The 14,452-nt window shown below is 61.7% G+C and carries 15 protein-coding genes; 7 read left to right on the top strand and 8 right to left on the bottom strand.

The features are described 5' to 3' along the window. Window positions 1–29 precede the first annotated feature (29 nt). Together CO655_RS15715 and CO655_RS15710 are read right to left on the bottom strand one after the other, a co-directional pair. Complete coding sequence (locus tag CO655_RS15715; protein WP_097665396.1) at window positions 30–896, bottom strand: DUF1236 domain-containing protein; 867 nt, start codon at window positions 894–896, stop codon at window positions 30–32. A gap of 113 nt (window positions 897–1,009) precedes the next feature. Further along, window positions 1,010–1,408: a DUF1236 domain-containing protein gene (locus CO655_RS15710; protein ID WP_097606978.1), complete on the bottom strand. Its 399-nt coding sequence runs from the start codon at window positions 1,406–1,408 to the stop codon at window positions 1,010–1,012. Between the two features lie 198 nt (window positions 1,409–1,606). Between CO655_RS15710 and CO655_RS15705 the strand changes: the two genes are divergently transcribed. After that, window positions 1,607–1,879 carry a hypothetical protein gene (locus tag CO655_RS15705; RefSeq protein ID WP_010030741.1) on the top strand — a complete coding sequence of 91 codons (273 nt, stop codon included), beginning with the start codon at window positions 1,607–1,609 and terminating at the stop codon, window positions 1,877–1,879. A 57-nt stretch (window positions 1,880–1,936) separates the two neighbouring features. On the opposite strand, the gene CO655_RS15700 is transcribed toward CO655_RS15705, so the two are convergent. Continuing rightward, a complete protein-coding gene (locus CO655_RS15700; protein WP_097665395.1) occupies window positions 1,937–2,788 on the bottom strand; it encodes a methyltransferase domain-containing protein in 852 nt (283 codons plus the stop codon). A gap of 161 nt (window positions 2,789–2,949) precedes the next feature. Here CO655_RS15700 and CO655_RS33855 point away from each other — a divergent pair, with 161 nt between their 5' ends. The 3 genes from CO655_RS33855 (at window position 2,950) to CO655_RS15690 (ending at window position 5,207) form a co-directional block, all read left to right on the top strand. After that, window positions 2,950–3,126, top strand: a complete 177-nt coding sequence (locus tag CO655_RS33855) for a hypothetical protein (protein ID WP_010030989.1) — start codon at window positions 2,950–2,952, stop codon at window positions 3,124–3,126. Window positions 3,127–3,190: 64 nt separating this feature from the next. Beyond that, the gene (locus tag CO655_RS15695; RefSeq protein ID WP_097665394.1) at window positions 3,191–4,579 is read left to right on the top strand and encodes a sensor histidine kinase; all 1,389 of its coding nucleotides are present in this window, start codon (window positions 3,191–3,193) and stop codon (window positions 4,577–4,579) included. A 4-nt stretch (window positions 4,580–4,583) separates the two neighbouring features. After that, on the top strand, window positions 4,584–5,207 hold the full coding sequence (locus CO655_RS15690) for a response regulator transcription factor (RefSeq protein WP_097665393.1): 624 nt from the start codon (window positions 4,584–4,586) through the stop codon (window positions 5,205–5,207). A gap of 93 nt (window positions 5,208–5,300) precedes the next feature. Here CO655_RS15690 and CO655_RS15685 read toward each other — a convergent pair whose 3' ends face one another. Next, window positions 5,301–5,801, bottom strand: a complete 501-nt coding sequence (locus CO655_RS15685; protein ID WP_097665391.1) for a hypothetical protein — start codon at window positions 5,799–5,801, stop codon at window positions 5,301–5,303. Window positions 5,802–6,090: 289 nt separating this feature from the next. On the opposite strand from CO655_RS15685, the gene CO655_RS15680 reads away from it, so the two are divergent. The 3 genes from CO655_RS15680 (at window position 6,091) to CO655_RS15665 (ending at window position 7,911) form a co-directional block, all read left to right on the top strand. After that, window positions 6,091–6,558, top strand: a complete 468-nt coding sequence (locus tag CO655_RS15680) for a hypothetical protein (protein WP_097579018.1) — start codon at window positions 6,091–6,093, stop codon at window positions 6,556–6,558. A 168-nt stretch (window positions 6,559–6,726) separates the two neighbouring features. Then, window positions 6,727–7,518, top strand: a complete 792-nt coding sequence (gene xth, locus CO655_RS15670; RefSeq protein WP_097665500.1) for an exodeoxyribonuclease III — start codon at window positions 6,727–6,729, stop codon at window positions 7,516–7,518. Window positions 7,519–7,728: 210 nt separating this feature from the next. Then, window positions 7,729–7,911: a hypothetical protein gene (locus CO655_RS15665; RefSeq protein WP_064683424.1), complete on the top strand. Its 183-nt coding sequence runs from the start codon at window positions 7,729–7,731 to the stop codon at window positions 7,909–7,911. 18 nt (window positions 7,912–7,929) lie between these two features. Here CO655_RS15665 and CO655_RS15660 read toward each other — a convergent pair whose 3' ends face one another. The 4 genes from CO655_RS15660 to CO655_RS15645 are packed head-to-tail and all read right to left on the bottom strand — an operon-like array spanning window position 7,930 to window position 14,405. After that, the gene (locus CO655_RS15660; protein ID WP_097665390.1) at window positions 7,930–10,014 is read right to left on the bottom strand and encodes an FAD-binding protein; all 2,085 of its coding nucleotides are present in this window, start codon (window positions 10,012–10,014) and stop codon (window positions 7,930–7,932) included. Window positions 10,015–10,020: 6 nt separating this feature from the next. Beyond that, window positions 10,021–11,190 carry a Gfo/Idh/MocA family oxidoreductase gene (locus CO655_RS15655; protein WP_097606971.1) on the bottom strand — a complete coding sequence of 390 codons (1,170 nt, stop codon included), beginning with the start codon at window positions 11,188–11,190 and terminating at the stop codon, window positions 10,021–10,023. An 11-nt stretch (window positions 11,191–11,201) separates the two neighbouring features. Next, on the bottom strand, window positions 11,202–12,857 hold the full coding sequence (locus CO655_RS15650) for a GMC family oxidoreductase N-terminal domain-containing protein (protein ID WP_097606970.1): 1,656 nt from the start codon (window positions 12,855–12,857) through the stop codon (window positions 11,202–11,204). A gap of 9 nt (window positions 12,858–12,866) precedes the next feature. Beyond that, a complete protein-coding gene (locus tag CO655_RS15645; protein ID WP_097606969.1) occupies window positions 12,867–14,405 on the bottom strand; it encodes a GMC family oxidoreductase in 1,539 nt (512 codons plus the stop codon). Window positions 14,406–14,452: the final 47 nt, after the last annotated feature.

Genomic DNA, 14,452 nt, shown 5'->3' with positions numbered 1-14,452 from the left:
CACAGACTGCCGCCGGGCGCCGCGGCGCTCTACGCCGAGATGATGTAGACGATGGTGAACGACGAGGGATCGACGATGACGATCCGGCCGTCCGCCAGGATGAAGAAACGATAGGCCTTGTACTGCGGCACGATCTCGACGATCCGCGGCGGCAGCGGTTCGAGCCTGATCTTCTTCGGGATGGTGGTACCAACCGAGACCGTAAAATCCGCCTCCCGAACCGGCTCGACGTGAACCTCCTTCACGACGCTGCGGATTTCCGTCTGCTGCTCGACCGAGATGTTCACGTTGGTGGTGGTGTTCGTCTGGGTCTTGCTGCTGTCGACCGAGGTGTTGCTGTTCGACTGGGTCTCGGTCGAACCGCCGGAAGACTTCGCCTCGCCCGACTTCTGGGTTTCGCCGGAGCCCGTCGATGTGCCGGCGTCCTTGCTGCCGGCAGGCTGCTGGCTTTCCGTCGAAGGTTGGCCGGGATCGGTCGTCTTCGAGCTGTCCGAAGTTCCATCGGAGCCGGCTTCGCCGGAGCCTCCGCTCTGTGTCTTCGCATCCGGCTGCGTCTTGGCGCCGGGCTCGGTCGCCTGGCCAGAGGATCCCTCCGTGGTGGTTCCAGAGGATGCACCCGACGAGCTTCCGCCGGAGCTGGAAGGCTGCTGCGTACCCTGCCCAGTCGCTGTGCCCGGGTCAGTCGCTGTGCCCGGGTCAGTCGCTGTGCCCGTGCCGCCCGGCGCGGCGGCGCCCGCATCCGGCTGCTCAGTCGCAGCGCCGCCGGACTGGCCGCTTTGAGCGGCACCCTTCTTCGGAATGATCGGCGCATCCTGCGCCGAGGCGGAGATGAGGCCAACCGGCGAAACGCCGATCGAGAGTGCCGTCATCAGGACGGCAAATGTCTTGGTCTTCATAACTATCTCTCTGCTTTTTTCGGCCGCACGACGACGCTGCCGTCCATCGTGCGGCTGGTTCTGAAAGATGATTTTCGGAAGCAAGACGCGGCAGAGCCGCGTGTACGATCAGGTCACTTGATAACCTGGATCACCTTGCGAGACGACGGTTCGACTATGACGCGCTGGTCATTGACCACCGCGTAAGCATATGTCGGGTCGTCCGGGATGGGCGTCACGACGACCGTTTCCGGCAACGGCTGGCCGACGACAACTTTTTCCTTCACGACCACGCGCGTCGACGGTGCCGGAGCTTCGCGGACATAGGTGACGACCTTTTGCGGCGGCGGATCGATCGCCGTGCCGACAACTGCGCCGGCAACGCCGCCGATGGCAGCGCCGGCGGGACCACCGACGATCGCTCCTGTGACCGCGCCGCCGGCCGCGCCGTTGACGGTCGAGGACTGGGCGAATGCGACGCCCGACATCAGGGACACGGCAGTTGCCGCGCCGGCAATAAGCTTCAAGAGCATATTTTCCTCCTTCTGTTTCAACACGGCCTTCGCGACCGCTGGCAGACCAACTAGCTGCGCACCGGGTCGTTCCAGCTCTCGGACCTCAGTCTGAGGGGGCCCGGCCCTAGGTCCGAAACCCATTTCAATAATCGTTGCCGGCGCTATTTAAGGATTGCAGGGGCTCCGCGTTGTGGGCATGGCAGGAGACTGAGGGAGATGACACGATCCAACCGCCGGGAAGCTGGACGCAGGCGCCTGGCGATGCGCCTGCCGCAAATACGGACGCTGATCATGGAGGCGCGCGAGCCGTGGCAGCTCGAGCTTTTCGAGGCCTATCAGATGGCGGTCGAAGCACGCGATCGTCTTCGGCGGCGACGGTTCAATCTGAAGCTGGTGCGGGAATATGACGAGACCTGCATCGAGATCGAGCAACACGTCATCGACGCGATGCACGAACCCTCCCGTACAAACTACTCGATGGTCCCTTAATCAAAGCCTCCGCGCCGATCAGGCGTCCGCTCTGCATTTTGATCTGCGGTGGAACAGTTACCGAAGGCGGCCGGCGACGATGAACGCGCTCATGTCTCCGCAAGGGCTCGCGCCGTAGCGCGATGCTACCTGCTCCGCCACCTCATCAACGATCTCGGACATGCGCTCCGGCGCCCGCCCTTCGATCTCTCCTCTGAGCGGCGAACCCTTGCAGAATGCCGCCGCAACGTGGTGGGCGGTGGCCGCGACCGAGGTCAACGTCACCCGATCACAGGAAACCGCCTCGAATCCCGCCGACGAAACCTGTGGCTTGATCGCTCCAGGGTCAAAATAGGAGTATGGCAAACGTTCGAGGAAATCAGGGGGATCGGACGGAAAGAGCCTTCTCAGACATTCGTCCACACATCTTGCGAAGTCGTTGGCCGCAAGCGAATCCCATGTCGAAAACAGGAAATGGCCGCCGCTCCGCAAAACTCTTTTCGCTTCGCCATAGGCCTTCGGCTTGTCGGGAAAGAACATGACACCGAACTGACAGATGACGAGATCGAACATTGCGTGGGCGAAGGGCAAGTTTTGCGCGTCCGCATGCATCCAATGGGTCCGCGACAGCGTCAAGGACGGGGCGCCGACGTCGATCATTGCCTGGCTGAGATCGGTGGCGACGATCTCGGCCGCCGGATCGAGCCTGGCGCGCAGAGCACGTGTCAAGGCGCCGGTCCCCGCCGCAACTTCCAGCACGCTGACGGGTTTTAGCCGTTCGGCGACATTCGCCATTTCCGACGCATAGGGTTCGAAGAGGATCGGCACGAGAAGGGCTTGGTAAAGGTCGGCGACGCCCTCACCGAACGGTGTCGAAGAGGGGAAAAATGTGGCGTCTGCGCCGCCTTCGATGTCCGCAGAAATTGTCACGCATACGTCTCCGAAACCAACTCCGTCGAACGGAAAATATGGCTGAATCGGCCATTGTCCACAGTGATCGGACCATGGTCCCAAGCCTGTTCGACCGAAGTCCCCGGCGTGGAACGGGACCCCGACGGCGTCGTTTGAAAGACACGGAAGGAGATCCGCATATGAACCGCAGTAACAGATCCCATGTGAATGAAGCCTGGAGCATCTCCGTCATCGCTCTTGTCGTCATTTTGGCCGGCCTCCTCTATGTCTTCGGCGCAGCCATGTCAGGCGACGGCCTCCCACTGACCGAGAGCATCAGAGGCGCCGAGGTCTTCGATACCAGGAATCTGCCCTGATCCTGTCTGGAAAAACTCTAAAGACGCTGTAGGTTAGTCGGCAAAATCACTTGCCGGTATCAAAATGAATTGGCTTCGCCGCTGGAATGCCCGCTCACTCGCCTCCCAATTTTTCATCGCGGGCGGCCTGGTCTCGATCGCCGTCATGTTTCTGGTCGGTGTTCTCGTGACCCATCTGATCGAGGAAGCCGTCATTCATAATTCCGGCGCGGCAACGGCGCTTTACGTTGACAGCGTCGTGGCGCCGCTGCTTCCCGACATGCAAACGGAATCGCTATTGGATGAAGGCACCGCCCAGGCGCTGGACGAGACGCTCGGCCAGGGCGCGCTCGGCAGGCGCCTTATCTCGTTCAAGCTGTGGCGAAGCGACGGCACCATTCTCTATTCGAACGTGAAAGAACTGGTGGGCCAGAAGTTTCCCGTAAGCGACAAGCTGCAGAAGGCATTCGCCGGGTCGCTCGTTGCCCGCTACGAGATCGCCGAAGACCCGGAAAGCGGCGTCGAGCGCGCGCTCGGCAAACCGTTGATGGAAATCTACAACCCGGTTTTGCAGCCGTGGTCGGGCCAGGCGGTCGCCGTGCTCGAATTCTACGAGACGGCGGAGGGTCTCGCCGACAGCCTGGCACGTGCGAGGCTGCGGAGCTGGGGAGCGGTCGCAGCCCTCACGGGGGTGTTTTTCCTCGTTCTCTCCGCTCTGGTGTTTCGGGGCAGCCGCACGATAGAAGCGCAACGCAAGGATCTCAAAGAACGGGTGACGGAATTGTCGGCGCTGCTCTCCGAAAATCGCGGACTTCAGCGGCGGCTGCAGCGCGCCTCGCAGCGGGTGGCGGCACTGAACGAAACATATCTGCGCAGCATCGGCGCCGATCTGCACGACGGTCCGGCACAGCACATCGCCTATGCTTCACTGCGACTCGACAGCGACCTTTTGATCAACGCGTCTACCAAACCCGAAGCCCGGGAAAAGGAACTTGCCTGGATCCGCTCGAGCCTGGCCGAGGCGATGACGGAGATCCGCAATATCTGCAGCGGATTGGTGCTGCCGCAGATCGAAAAATCCACGATCAGCGAGATCGTGATGCGGGTCGTCGAAGCGCATCAGCACAAGACCGAAACCCTTGTCGAAACAGTCGTCGACGAGGATGGACCCGAACTCGCGACTGCCGTAAAGATCTGTATCTATCGCTTCATCCAGGAAGCCCTGAACAACGCCTATCGCCACGGCGGCGGTGTTGAGCAGACCGTGAAAGCCGTGTCGCACAACGGTCATGTGAGTGTCGAGGTCAGCGATCGTGGCGATGGTTTCGACCCGGCGGAAGTGAGGCCGACAAGCCTCGGCCTGGTGGGGCTTCGCGAGCGCATCGAGAGCCTGGGGGGATCCTTCGATATCAAAACAGGCGAAGGAGGAACGACCGTGACCATGACCTTCGAGCCTATGGAAGTTGGAGACTAGAGAGATGACAGCAATCACCGTCGGCGTCGTGGACGACCACCCGCTTTTTCGCGAGGGCGTAACGCGCAGCTTGTCGGAGATGAGCAACTTCGTCGTTATCGGCGAAGGCGCCAGCAATGAAGACGCCGCCATGATCGCTTCGAACAGCCGCCCCGACGTCATGCTTCTCGATGTCTCGATGCCCGGCGGCGGATTGGCTGCGATCAGCGACGTCCTGGAGCACAGTCCGGCGACGAAAGTGCTGATGTTGACCGTATCCGAAGAAGTGGACACGCTGCTTGGCGCCCTGCAACGCGGGGCGATGGGCTATGTCCTCAAAGGTGTCGGCTCCCGTGGTCTCGCCGAGGCGATCCAGACCGTCCTCAGCGGATCACGATATATCTCGCCGACGATGTCGGCAAAGGTCATGGAGAATTCGCTGAATGGCGCGGCCTCCGACAAGAACGGTCTGACGCCACGGGAACGCGAGGTGATGGATCTTGTCGCTCAAGGCCTTTCCAACAAGCATATCGGCTTGCGCCTCAACCTGCAGGAAAAGACCGTGAAGCACCATATGACCCAGATTCTGAGCAAACTCGGCGTCTCGAACAGGACCGAAGCGGCCCTGCAATGGCGCGAACGGCGGTAACGCCGAGGGCGGCGGAAAATCTGAACCCCGTTCTCAATTAAAGAGTTAGAGTATGATGTCGTCCGAACCGCTTACACTTTTCGGCATCATGCTCTAGCGAAGGAAGCGACTCAGCCGGCGGGTGTCGTTGGCCGTCGCCTGACGACTTATGATCGTCCTGCCTTTCCCGTCCTTCATGACATAGCGGCCGCTGCGCAGGCTCTCGGTGATGCCGTTCGCGTGGCGAACGTTGATCGATCCGTCGGAACCGGCGGTCGCTCTCGCCCCCAATTCTTTCGACGACGCGGCGGCGGAGGAAGAGGATGACGCGTTGCTGTTGGAGTTTCCGCCACCACTGTTGCCGGATCCACCACTGTTGTTTCCGCCCCCACCGCTATTCCCTCCCCCGTTGCCGTTCCCACCCCCTCCGCTATTGCCGCCGCCACCGCTGTTGCCGCCGCCATTGCCGTTATTGCCATCTTTTGCCTGCGCGTGCTTCACCGCCAGATGGGGAAGGGAGCCGCCGAGATTGATCGACAAAGGCGATGCGGCAACAACGAGGGCGACGGCCGCGCTGCCGCCCCATCTCAGAAAATCGCGTTTCGAGATAGTCATGCCGTAGCCTCGTTCATCTGTTCTTCGCCATTCCTACCGTTATTGGACGCATGAGAATTTTCGCCTTTCCGACCATTAAATGCAACCGGACCTAGGTACTACAAAAGGCGGGACTTTGGTCCGGCGCCAGACTACCAAATGGATGGGCGCAGAAAACGCGAGCGGCCTTTGGCTGTAATATTCTCGCCTTTCTTACCAAGGTGTTGCTGCCTGAGGCGTGGACGCATTTTTCTGGAACTTCTTTCTTTGTCATCGCTTTGTTTATCAAAGTGCAACAGAGGAAGCCCCGATGCCAAACCCGAACGAATCCCCTGCCGTCCAATCCATGAAAAAAGAGCAGGCAGAGCAGCGAAAGCAGGCCCGAAGGGGCGAACTCGACAAGGCGATCGAAGACACGTTTCCCGCATCCGATCCGGTGTCGGCCACCCATACCTCCATTCCCGTCGGCCGCAGCGATGTCGAGGCGGCTGAGCGCGTGAAGCGCGAGCCTGATCCGACCGCGCTGGATCAAGATTATCCGCTGGTCGATCAAGCCCTGCGCCCGACCGGCTACGACCGCGAGGAGTTGCGCGCACTGCAGAAAGAAGCCGGCCGGATGGCGGAGTCCGCCTCGGAACTGGCGTCCGGAACGGCCCGTCTGGCAAAGGCGGAAGCCAAAAGTTTCGTCCAGGACATCGAGGATCGGATACGCCGGCAGCCGCTGACCGCCGCAGCGATCGTCGCCGGCATCGCCTTCGTCTTCGGCGCGACGCGTTGAGACCCTCTGCCATGGCCACCCTATGGACCGGCGGCTGCCTGTGCGGATCGGCGGGACATTACGGCGTGGAGAGCCGTCTTGACTGGGCCGATGGTGGGCGCGGACTTCCGGAGGAGGAAACTCAGGAGCGGTTTTAGATTATGGCCGCACCGCCTCGACATGGGTCTCATGAAAATCGCAACCTACAATGTCAACGGGATCAACGGACGGCTGGATATCCTGCTGCGCTGGCTGAAGGAGGATTCCCCGGATGTCGCCTGCCTCCAGGAACTGAAAACCGACGACGCCAGATTTCCCCGGAAGGAGGCCGAACGGGCCGGCTACGGCGCCGTCTGGCATGGACAGAGGTCCTGGAACGGCGTTGCCATTCTGGCGAAAGGCAAGACACCGATCCTGACAAGGCGTGGCCTGCCCGGCGATCCCGACGATACCCATAGCCGCTATATCGAAGCCGTCGTCGACGGCCTTGTGATCGGGTGCCTGTATCTGCCGAACGGCAATCCCTTTCCCAGCGCCAAGTTCGAATACAAGCTCCGCTGGTTCCGTCGCCTGCACGCCTATGCCGCCGAACTTCTCGAAATCGAGGTGCCGTCGATCCTGGCCGGCGATTTCAACGTCATGCCGACCGAGATCGACGTCTACAAGCCGGAGCGCTGGCTGGACGACGCGCTTTTCAGGCCGGAAGTGCGCAAGGCCTATGCACGGCTGGTGGCACAGGGCTGGACGGACGCCGTCAGGCATCTGCATCCGAACGAGCGCATCTACACCTTCTGGAAATACTGGCGGAACAGTTTCGAACGCGACGCCGGGCTGCGGATCGACCACCTTCTGCTCAGCCCGGCAGTGGCGCCGTGGCTTCGATCGGCAAGCGTCCGGCGAAAGCCAAGGGGCTGGGAGCATACGAGCGACCATGCGCCTGTTATGATCGAGCTCGACATCCCCGAGGCTGGCGGCGTTTGAGCCGGGATATCTCGCGGAGGAGCGACGGAACTTCACGATGCCAGCTGGCGTTAGCTTGCAAAGGAGATTGTCTAAAGCGCGTCGCATCAAATTTGATTCACGCAACGCGCTTTAGCTCTTTCGTTTGATGCATGTCGTTGTCCCGGAACCGCTGCCACCTCCGGGGACATGCATTAATGGCTGCCAATTCCATTCCCGGAAGTGATCGTCATGGGTGAAAGCAAGAATTATCTCAACACCGACGAGATCCAGGCCGACGACCAATTATCGCCGAAGCCGATCGAAGGAAAAGATCCGCCAAGGCGCGTGCGCAAGAGCGAAGAGGCCGTCGCCGAAGGCTCCGACGACACGGAGCGCATCCGGGTTCCGCCACCGGTTGCCAATCCCGATTGATTGCGATTGCGGCACGCTTTATTCGCCGGCGCCGAGATCGTGGATGCGGCCCGTCAACCAGGCGGGCCAGTCTCGCTCGAAGAAGGATCTGGCGCTTTCATCGAAATTGCGGTTCGAACGGGTTGAAAGCCTGAGCTTATCGCCGTCGAGCCGAACGACGATCTGCTCGTCCCGATGCGCTTCGCGTTCTTTGCGGAAGCGATATTCCTCCAAAGGGCCAGCATTTGCATATGGAAGGGATTCGCCCTCGGCATCACATATTGCTCGCGCTCCGCGACTGCCGCCGCCATTGCGAATGAAAAAGTCGAGGGCGCTGAGCACGGCTTCCGAGGCGAGCGCCATGTGGCGCCATTGCACGCCGCGGACCGCTTCGGCTGCGCGGCCGTAGGCGACGCCCCCGGCACGAATGTCGGCGTTCAGTTTGCGCGCTTCGATCAAGGCCCGGGCGACGCTCTCCTGATCGCAGACAATGCCGGCCTTCTCGCTCATTCGCGCCTGCACCTCCGAGCGGATCGATTTGAGGGTGAGCGGGCTCTCGCTGCGAAGAGCGGCGAGCAGCGCGGTGATACCTGCCTCTGCGACACCTGACATATCGCCCGTGGCGGCGACCTTCGCCCTTCCGCTAGCGCTGATATGCTCGGCCGCCCGGGTGCCGAAGACCTGCCCTGCATTGAGCGCGGCGCCACCGGGCCGCGTTACGCCATGTGTGCCCGCCGCTTCGCCGACCGCGTAACAGCCGGCAAGATTGCTGCGGCCCCAGGTGTCGACCATGATGCCGCCATTCATGTGCTGGTTGTTGACGGCGAATTCCAGCGGGTCGGCGGCGATGTCGATCTTGTAGCGGCGGTAAAGCTCGATGGCGAGCGGGTTCATGTGCTTCAACCGATCGATCGGCATGTCCTGATCGGCGCCCGCCTTGCCGAGATAGAGGCGGACATCTTCGTCCAGCCTCTCCAGGCTGAACGGCAGGTCGCCCGGCACCGGCAGTGGATTGCGATTGAAGTCCATGAAGACACGCCGCCCCGCGGCGGTTTCGCAATGGATGGCGAGATCCACCAGGCTCGAGCCGAAATCCAGCATACGCGTCGCATGAAATGGCCATTGATAGCCCTTGCGGAAGACGTTCGACGCCAGTTCCTGGGTGCTGCGGTAATATTGCGCCAGGAAATGATGTTCGCCACCCTCGGCATCGACCGAGTAGATATGCGGAATCGCCTGGACGTAGGTGCCCGATAGATTCCACGGGAAGCCTTCCCTGCGCGTTCCGATGCCGAACTGGCTTTCGGTCAGGTTGACGAGCTCGACGCCTGCCTCGAGCGCCAGGCCGAGGGAGCCGAAACAACCATTGGGATAGACGCTGTCGCGATAGAGTTCACCCGGTCCGCCAGCCGCGAGCACGATCACATTACTGACGAACAAGGCGATTCCGAGCGGGTTCTCCTCCATGCGATCAGCGGCGCGCATGGCAAGTATCCCGGCAACGCAGCGATCCGTTCCTTCGCCTTCGGTGAGGATTTTGACTGCGGTGGTCTGGTTGTAGAACGGCACATCGAGACGGAGCGCCTCCTCGGCCAGCACTTTGACCATCAGGCGAGAGGTGCGCGGGCCGCAGCTGGTGGCGCGGCCGACCTCGTCATGGTCGGTCTGATATCGCAGCGTTCCCCCGAGCGGATCCTGCGGCAGCGGCAGGCCGAGAAACTGCAGCGACGCCATCATTCGCGACGAGCCGACGGCCTCGACATAGGCGGTGTCCTCGTCCATGGCGCCGCCGCTGCGGATGGCCCGGGCCATCGCCTTGTAATTGTCACCCTGATCCGCCGTGTTAGCCGTGTGCAGGGTCTGCTTGTCGGAACCGGAGCAGGCTGAGGTTCCGCCCCAGGCGCTTTGGCTGACGATGACGACATCATCACCGCGCCGCTTCATTTCCACAGCCGCACGCAGACCTGCAGCACCCGATCCGACGACGACACAGCCGGCTCGATAGACCGGCACCTCGATGCCGGCGAGCCGAGCTGTGCCGGAAGGGCCAGCTTCGGGGGGAAGCTTGGGCATATCGACATCGGTCAGCGCGTCGAGAATTTCCTGCGGGACGTCTATGGTCATCGGCGTTTATCCGAGCGGGATGTCGACCCAGCGCTTCTGCCGGGAAGACTCCATGCATGCGTCGACGATCTGGCAGATGTGGTGGCCGGTATCGAAGGTCGGCCACATCGGCCTGTTTGAGACGATCGAGCGGATTACCTCGGCGACCTCGATGATCTTGCTTTCGTTGTAGCCGATGCCGAAATTTGGCAGCGGAAGGAAAGCCCTGAAGGTCGGGTTCTCCGGGCCGACGTCGATCTCGCGAAAACCGCGCCGTCCCGTCCGGTCGTCATTGGAATAGAAGCGCAGCCGGTTTATCTCATCATAGGTATAGGCGATGCTGCCTTTCGTCCCGTAGACCTCATAGGTCTGCATGAACTTGCGGCCTGTGGCGACGCGGCTGAAATCGACAATCCCGCCGGCGCCATTGGCAAACCGGCAAAGCAGGTTTGTCGCGTCCGGGTTGGTGATGTCAGCCCAGGACTCGTTGCCTGTCAGTCTCACCTGCTCACCATAGGCCAGGCCCTCGACGACGGGCCGGCGCGGGGTGACGATGAGATTGTCGGCAATCAGGGAAGTGACGCGGCCGACCAGGAAATCCATGAAGCTGAAAATGTGCGAGCCGGTGTCGCCAACGATCCCGGTCGGCGCCAGCTTACCATCGGCGCGCCACATGAAGGGCGCCGTGGGATCACCATACATATCGACATGCTGACAGCCGCGAAACAGCTTGATCTCGCCAATTTCACCTGAATCGATGATGTCTTTCGCCAGATCATGGACGGGATTGCGGGGAAAGGCGTGTCCGACACGGGTGATCACACCTTTCTCTCTGGCGATCTCGGCCAGTTCCCGCGCTTCATCGGCGCTGTTGGCCAATGGTTTCTCGCAATAGACGTGTTTGCCGGCCAGCAGCGCCGCCTTGGCCACCGGGTAGTGAAGATGGTCGGGCAGACAGATATCGATCAGATCGACCTCGGGATCGGCAACCGCCAGATTCCAATCCTGGTAGATTCTAGCCCCCGGCGCCCTGTTGCCAATATCCTGCGCTACGTCAGGGTTGCTGTCGACCAGCGCCACGATCCGCGCCGTTCCGTCCGACACGCCGAAGAAATGCGGAAAGGTCTGATAGGCCATCGTATGGACCTTCCCCATCCAGCCCGAGGCGCCAAGCACTGCAACTCTGACTTCAGACATCGTCGTTCTCCTTACCGGATTTCCGCGCGGGCTCGCGGCCTGGAATCGTTGCGTTCATCAGCGAAGATTGCCGAGGGCAGCGCAGGCAAACCCCTGATTAGATCCGATCCTTTTTCGCCGACCATGATCGTCGGCGCATTGGTGTTGCAGGACGGCACGCGCGGCATGACGGAGGAATCGCAGACCCGGAGGCCTTCAAGGCCATGGACCTTGAGATCCAGCCCGACAACCGCGTCAGGTCCCGTTCCCATCTTGCAGGTGCCGACGGGATGGTGGTCGGTCTTGGCATTGGCGCAGCCATAGTCGAAAAGCTGCTCCTCGGTCATGACCTTCGGACCGGGAAGCCTTTCGGCCATGACATAGGGCTTCAGCGCCGCCTGCTGCATGATCTCGCGGGCGATCTTGAGCCCTTCCAGCGACATCTTCCGGTCGTGCGGATCGGACCAGTAGTTGGGATCGATCAAGGGTGCCGCACCCGGGTCGGCGGATGACAGACGCACCGTGCCGCGCGAGCGCGGATGCAGATAGGCGGAGTTGAGGGTCACACCGGCATTCTTCAGCCGCTCGACGCCGGCTTCGATGCCTGATCCCAGGCCGAGGTGGAACTGGATATCGGGAGACCGCGCTTCGGGATCGGCATACCAGAAGCCGCCGGTCTCGAAGAGCGACGAGGCCACCGGACCAGTGCGGAACAGGACATATTGAATCCCGGCCCAGAGTGTGCGGTGCAGCTTCGCGACGCCGTCATAGGTGTGATCGCCGGTGCACTCGGCGATGACAAAAAGATCCAGGTGATCCTGCAGGTTGCCGCCGACACCGGGCAGATCGTGGTTCACCTTGACGCCCACCGATTTGAGGTGATCGGCCGGCCCGATGCCGGACTGCAGAAGCAGCTTCGGCGATCCGATCGCGCCTGACGACACCAGGACCTCACGTTCGGCGCGGGCAATTTCCAAGCCGCGCGCGGTCGCGATCTCGACGCCTGTCGCTCGGCCTCTTTCGACGATGATCCGCGCGACGCGCGCACCCGTCCGGACGGTCAGGTTCTTCCGGTCCTTGATCGGCGAGAGATAGGCAAGCGAGGCCGAGGACCGGCGGCGGTTGCGCTGGGTGAGCTGGTAGAATCCGACACCCGCCTGCTGTCGTCCGTTGAAGTCGTGATTATAGGGAATGCCGAGTTCCTGCCCCGCGCGGATATAGGCGTCGCAGATCGGCAGCGGAGCAGCCGGCATCGAGACGCCCAGCGGACCGCCATAGGCGTGGTAGTCGTCGGCGAAACGTTGATTGTCCTCCGCCCGTTTGAAATAGGGAAGGATCGAGCGATAATCCCAGCCCTCGCAGCCGTCTTCGCTGGCCCAGAGATCATAGTCGGTCGCGTTTCCGCGCGTATAGAGCTGGGCGTTGATCGACGAGCCGCCGCCGATGACCTTCGCCTGGGTGTAGCGAAGCACCCTGCCCTTCATGTGCTTCTGGGGAACGGTCTGCCATCCCCAGCTGGCCACACCCTTGGTCATCTTGGCGAAGCCGGCAGGCATATGAAAAAGCGGATTCCAGTCGCCGCCGCCCGCTTCGAGAAGCAGCACTCTCACATCTGGATCTTCGCTGAGGCGGCTTGCCAGGACGCAGCCTGCAGGACCGGCACCGGTGATGATATAGTCGAAGCCCATTTTACTGTCCTATGTGAGGCCTGCACGCGCCAACGGATCTGCCCGCGTCTGCAAGTCCTTCGATGCGATGTGATCTGCAACTCTCAGCGCCTGACTGGCGACGGTCAGCGCCGGATTGACCGCAGCCGACGTGGGCAGGAAGCCGGCGTCGACGACGAAGAGGTTTTCGTGATCGTAGGACCGGCAATAGGGATCGAGCGGCGCCGTCGCAGGGTCGTTGCCGATGCGGATCGTTCCGCACTGATGGGACGGCGTGCGCTTATCGAAAGGTCGCGACAACACGATCGGAAATCCGATCGACCGCAGGATCGCCTTCAGCTTGGCGACAAGCGCCAGATGGGCGTCCCAGTTGGTCCTTTGCCATTGCAGGACGATCCGGTCTCCATCGACCATGACGCGGCTTTCGGGATTGGGCACGTCTTCGCTCATGGCATAGAAGTCGATGGCATGGTCCGTCATGAAACGCAGAAGCCATTCCGGAGCCTGCGGCAGGGAGCCCTTCAGAACCTTTTCGGAGATGCGGCCCAGGAGCTGCACATTGCCGAGCGGCGGACCGCCCTCGCCGTCGGAAAGATAGAAATCGTTGAAGGCAAAAGTCTTCTGGTAGACGGCGGTGTTCCTGAACCGTGGCGAAACGCCGATCACGGCGGAAGCGTTGTGGTTCATGAAGTTGCGGCCCACCTGATCGGAAGAGTTGGCAAGGCCCCTGGGGAAGCGGTCGGTTTTCGAGTGCAGCAACAGCACCGACGATTGGACCGCCCCGGCCGAAAGGATCACGATGTCAGGCGAGACGGTCAGCGTCTCGCCGTCCTTGATATAGGTGACCCGGTCGATCCGGCTCCCGGCTCCGGTGTCGAGCCGCGTCACGCGCGCGTTGGTTTCGAGCCGAACGTTCTTGTGTCTCAACGCCACCGCGAGCGCCGCGGTCTCGGCATCCATCTTGCCGTCCCTTGCATTCGGATGGGCATCCCAGGGCGTACGCGCCTTGGACAGCCACGCGTCAAGATCGAGGCCGAGCGGCAGCGAAGACGGATGCAGGCCTTTCGCCTTGAGGCGGGCCCTGACATCGGCGACCGGCGCCTCGTCGGGCACGGGCGGGAACTCGTAGGCAGTCGAGTGATACGGTTCGGTCGGATCGTCGCCGAGACTGCCGCGGACCTGATACATCCGCTCCGCCTTCGAGTACCAGGGCTCCAACTCCTCATAAGGAAAGGGCCAGGCCGGCGACACGCCTTCCCGGTGTTCGATCACACCGAAGTCTTCTTTGCGGTAGCGCGACAAGACGGCGCCGTAGAATTTCGAATTGCCGCCGACATTGTAGTAGTTGCCGGGGTTGAAACCCTTGCCGCTCGCCTCGTACCAGATTTCCCTCGGGCGGAAATGACCTCGCTGGAAGATGGCGCGCTGGTCGCGATTGACGGGAAGATCGGCGATGTGATCGCCGGCTTCGAGGATCAATATGTCAGCGCCGGTCGCGGCCAGGCCGGCGGCGACAGTTGAGCCGCCGACGCCTGAGCCGATGATGACGATGTCTGGTGAACTGCTCATCTTAGCCTCTGGCCATCACGCGATCCGCATCTGGCTGTCTGGATCGA

This window comes from Rhizobium sp. M1 (genome assembly GCF_002531805.1).
Lineage (GTDB): Bacteria > Pseudomonadota > Alphaproteobacteria > Rhizobiales > Rhizobiaceae > Rhizobium > Rhizobium etli_C.
The sequence above is the reverse complement of the archived record's forward strand: the minus strand, read 5'-3'. Positions and strand labels throughout refer to the sequence as shown.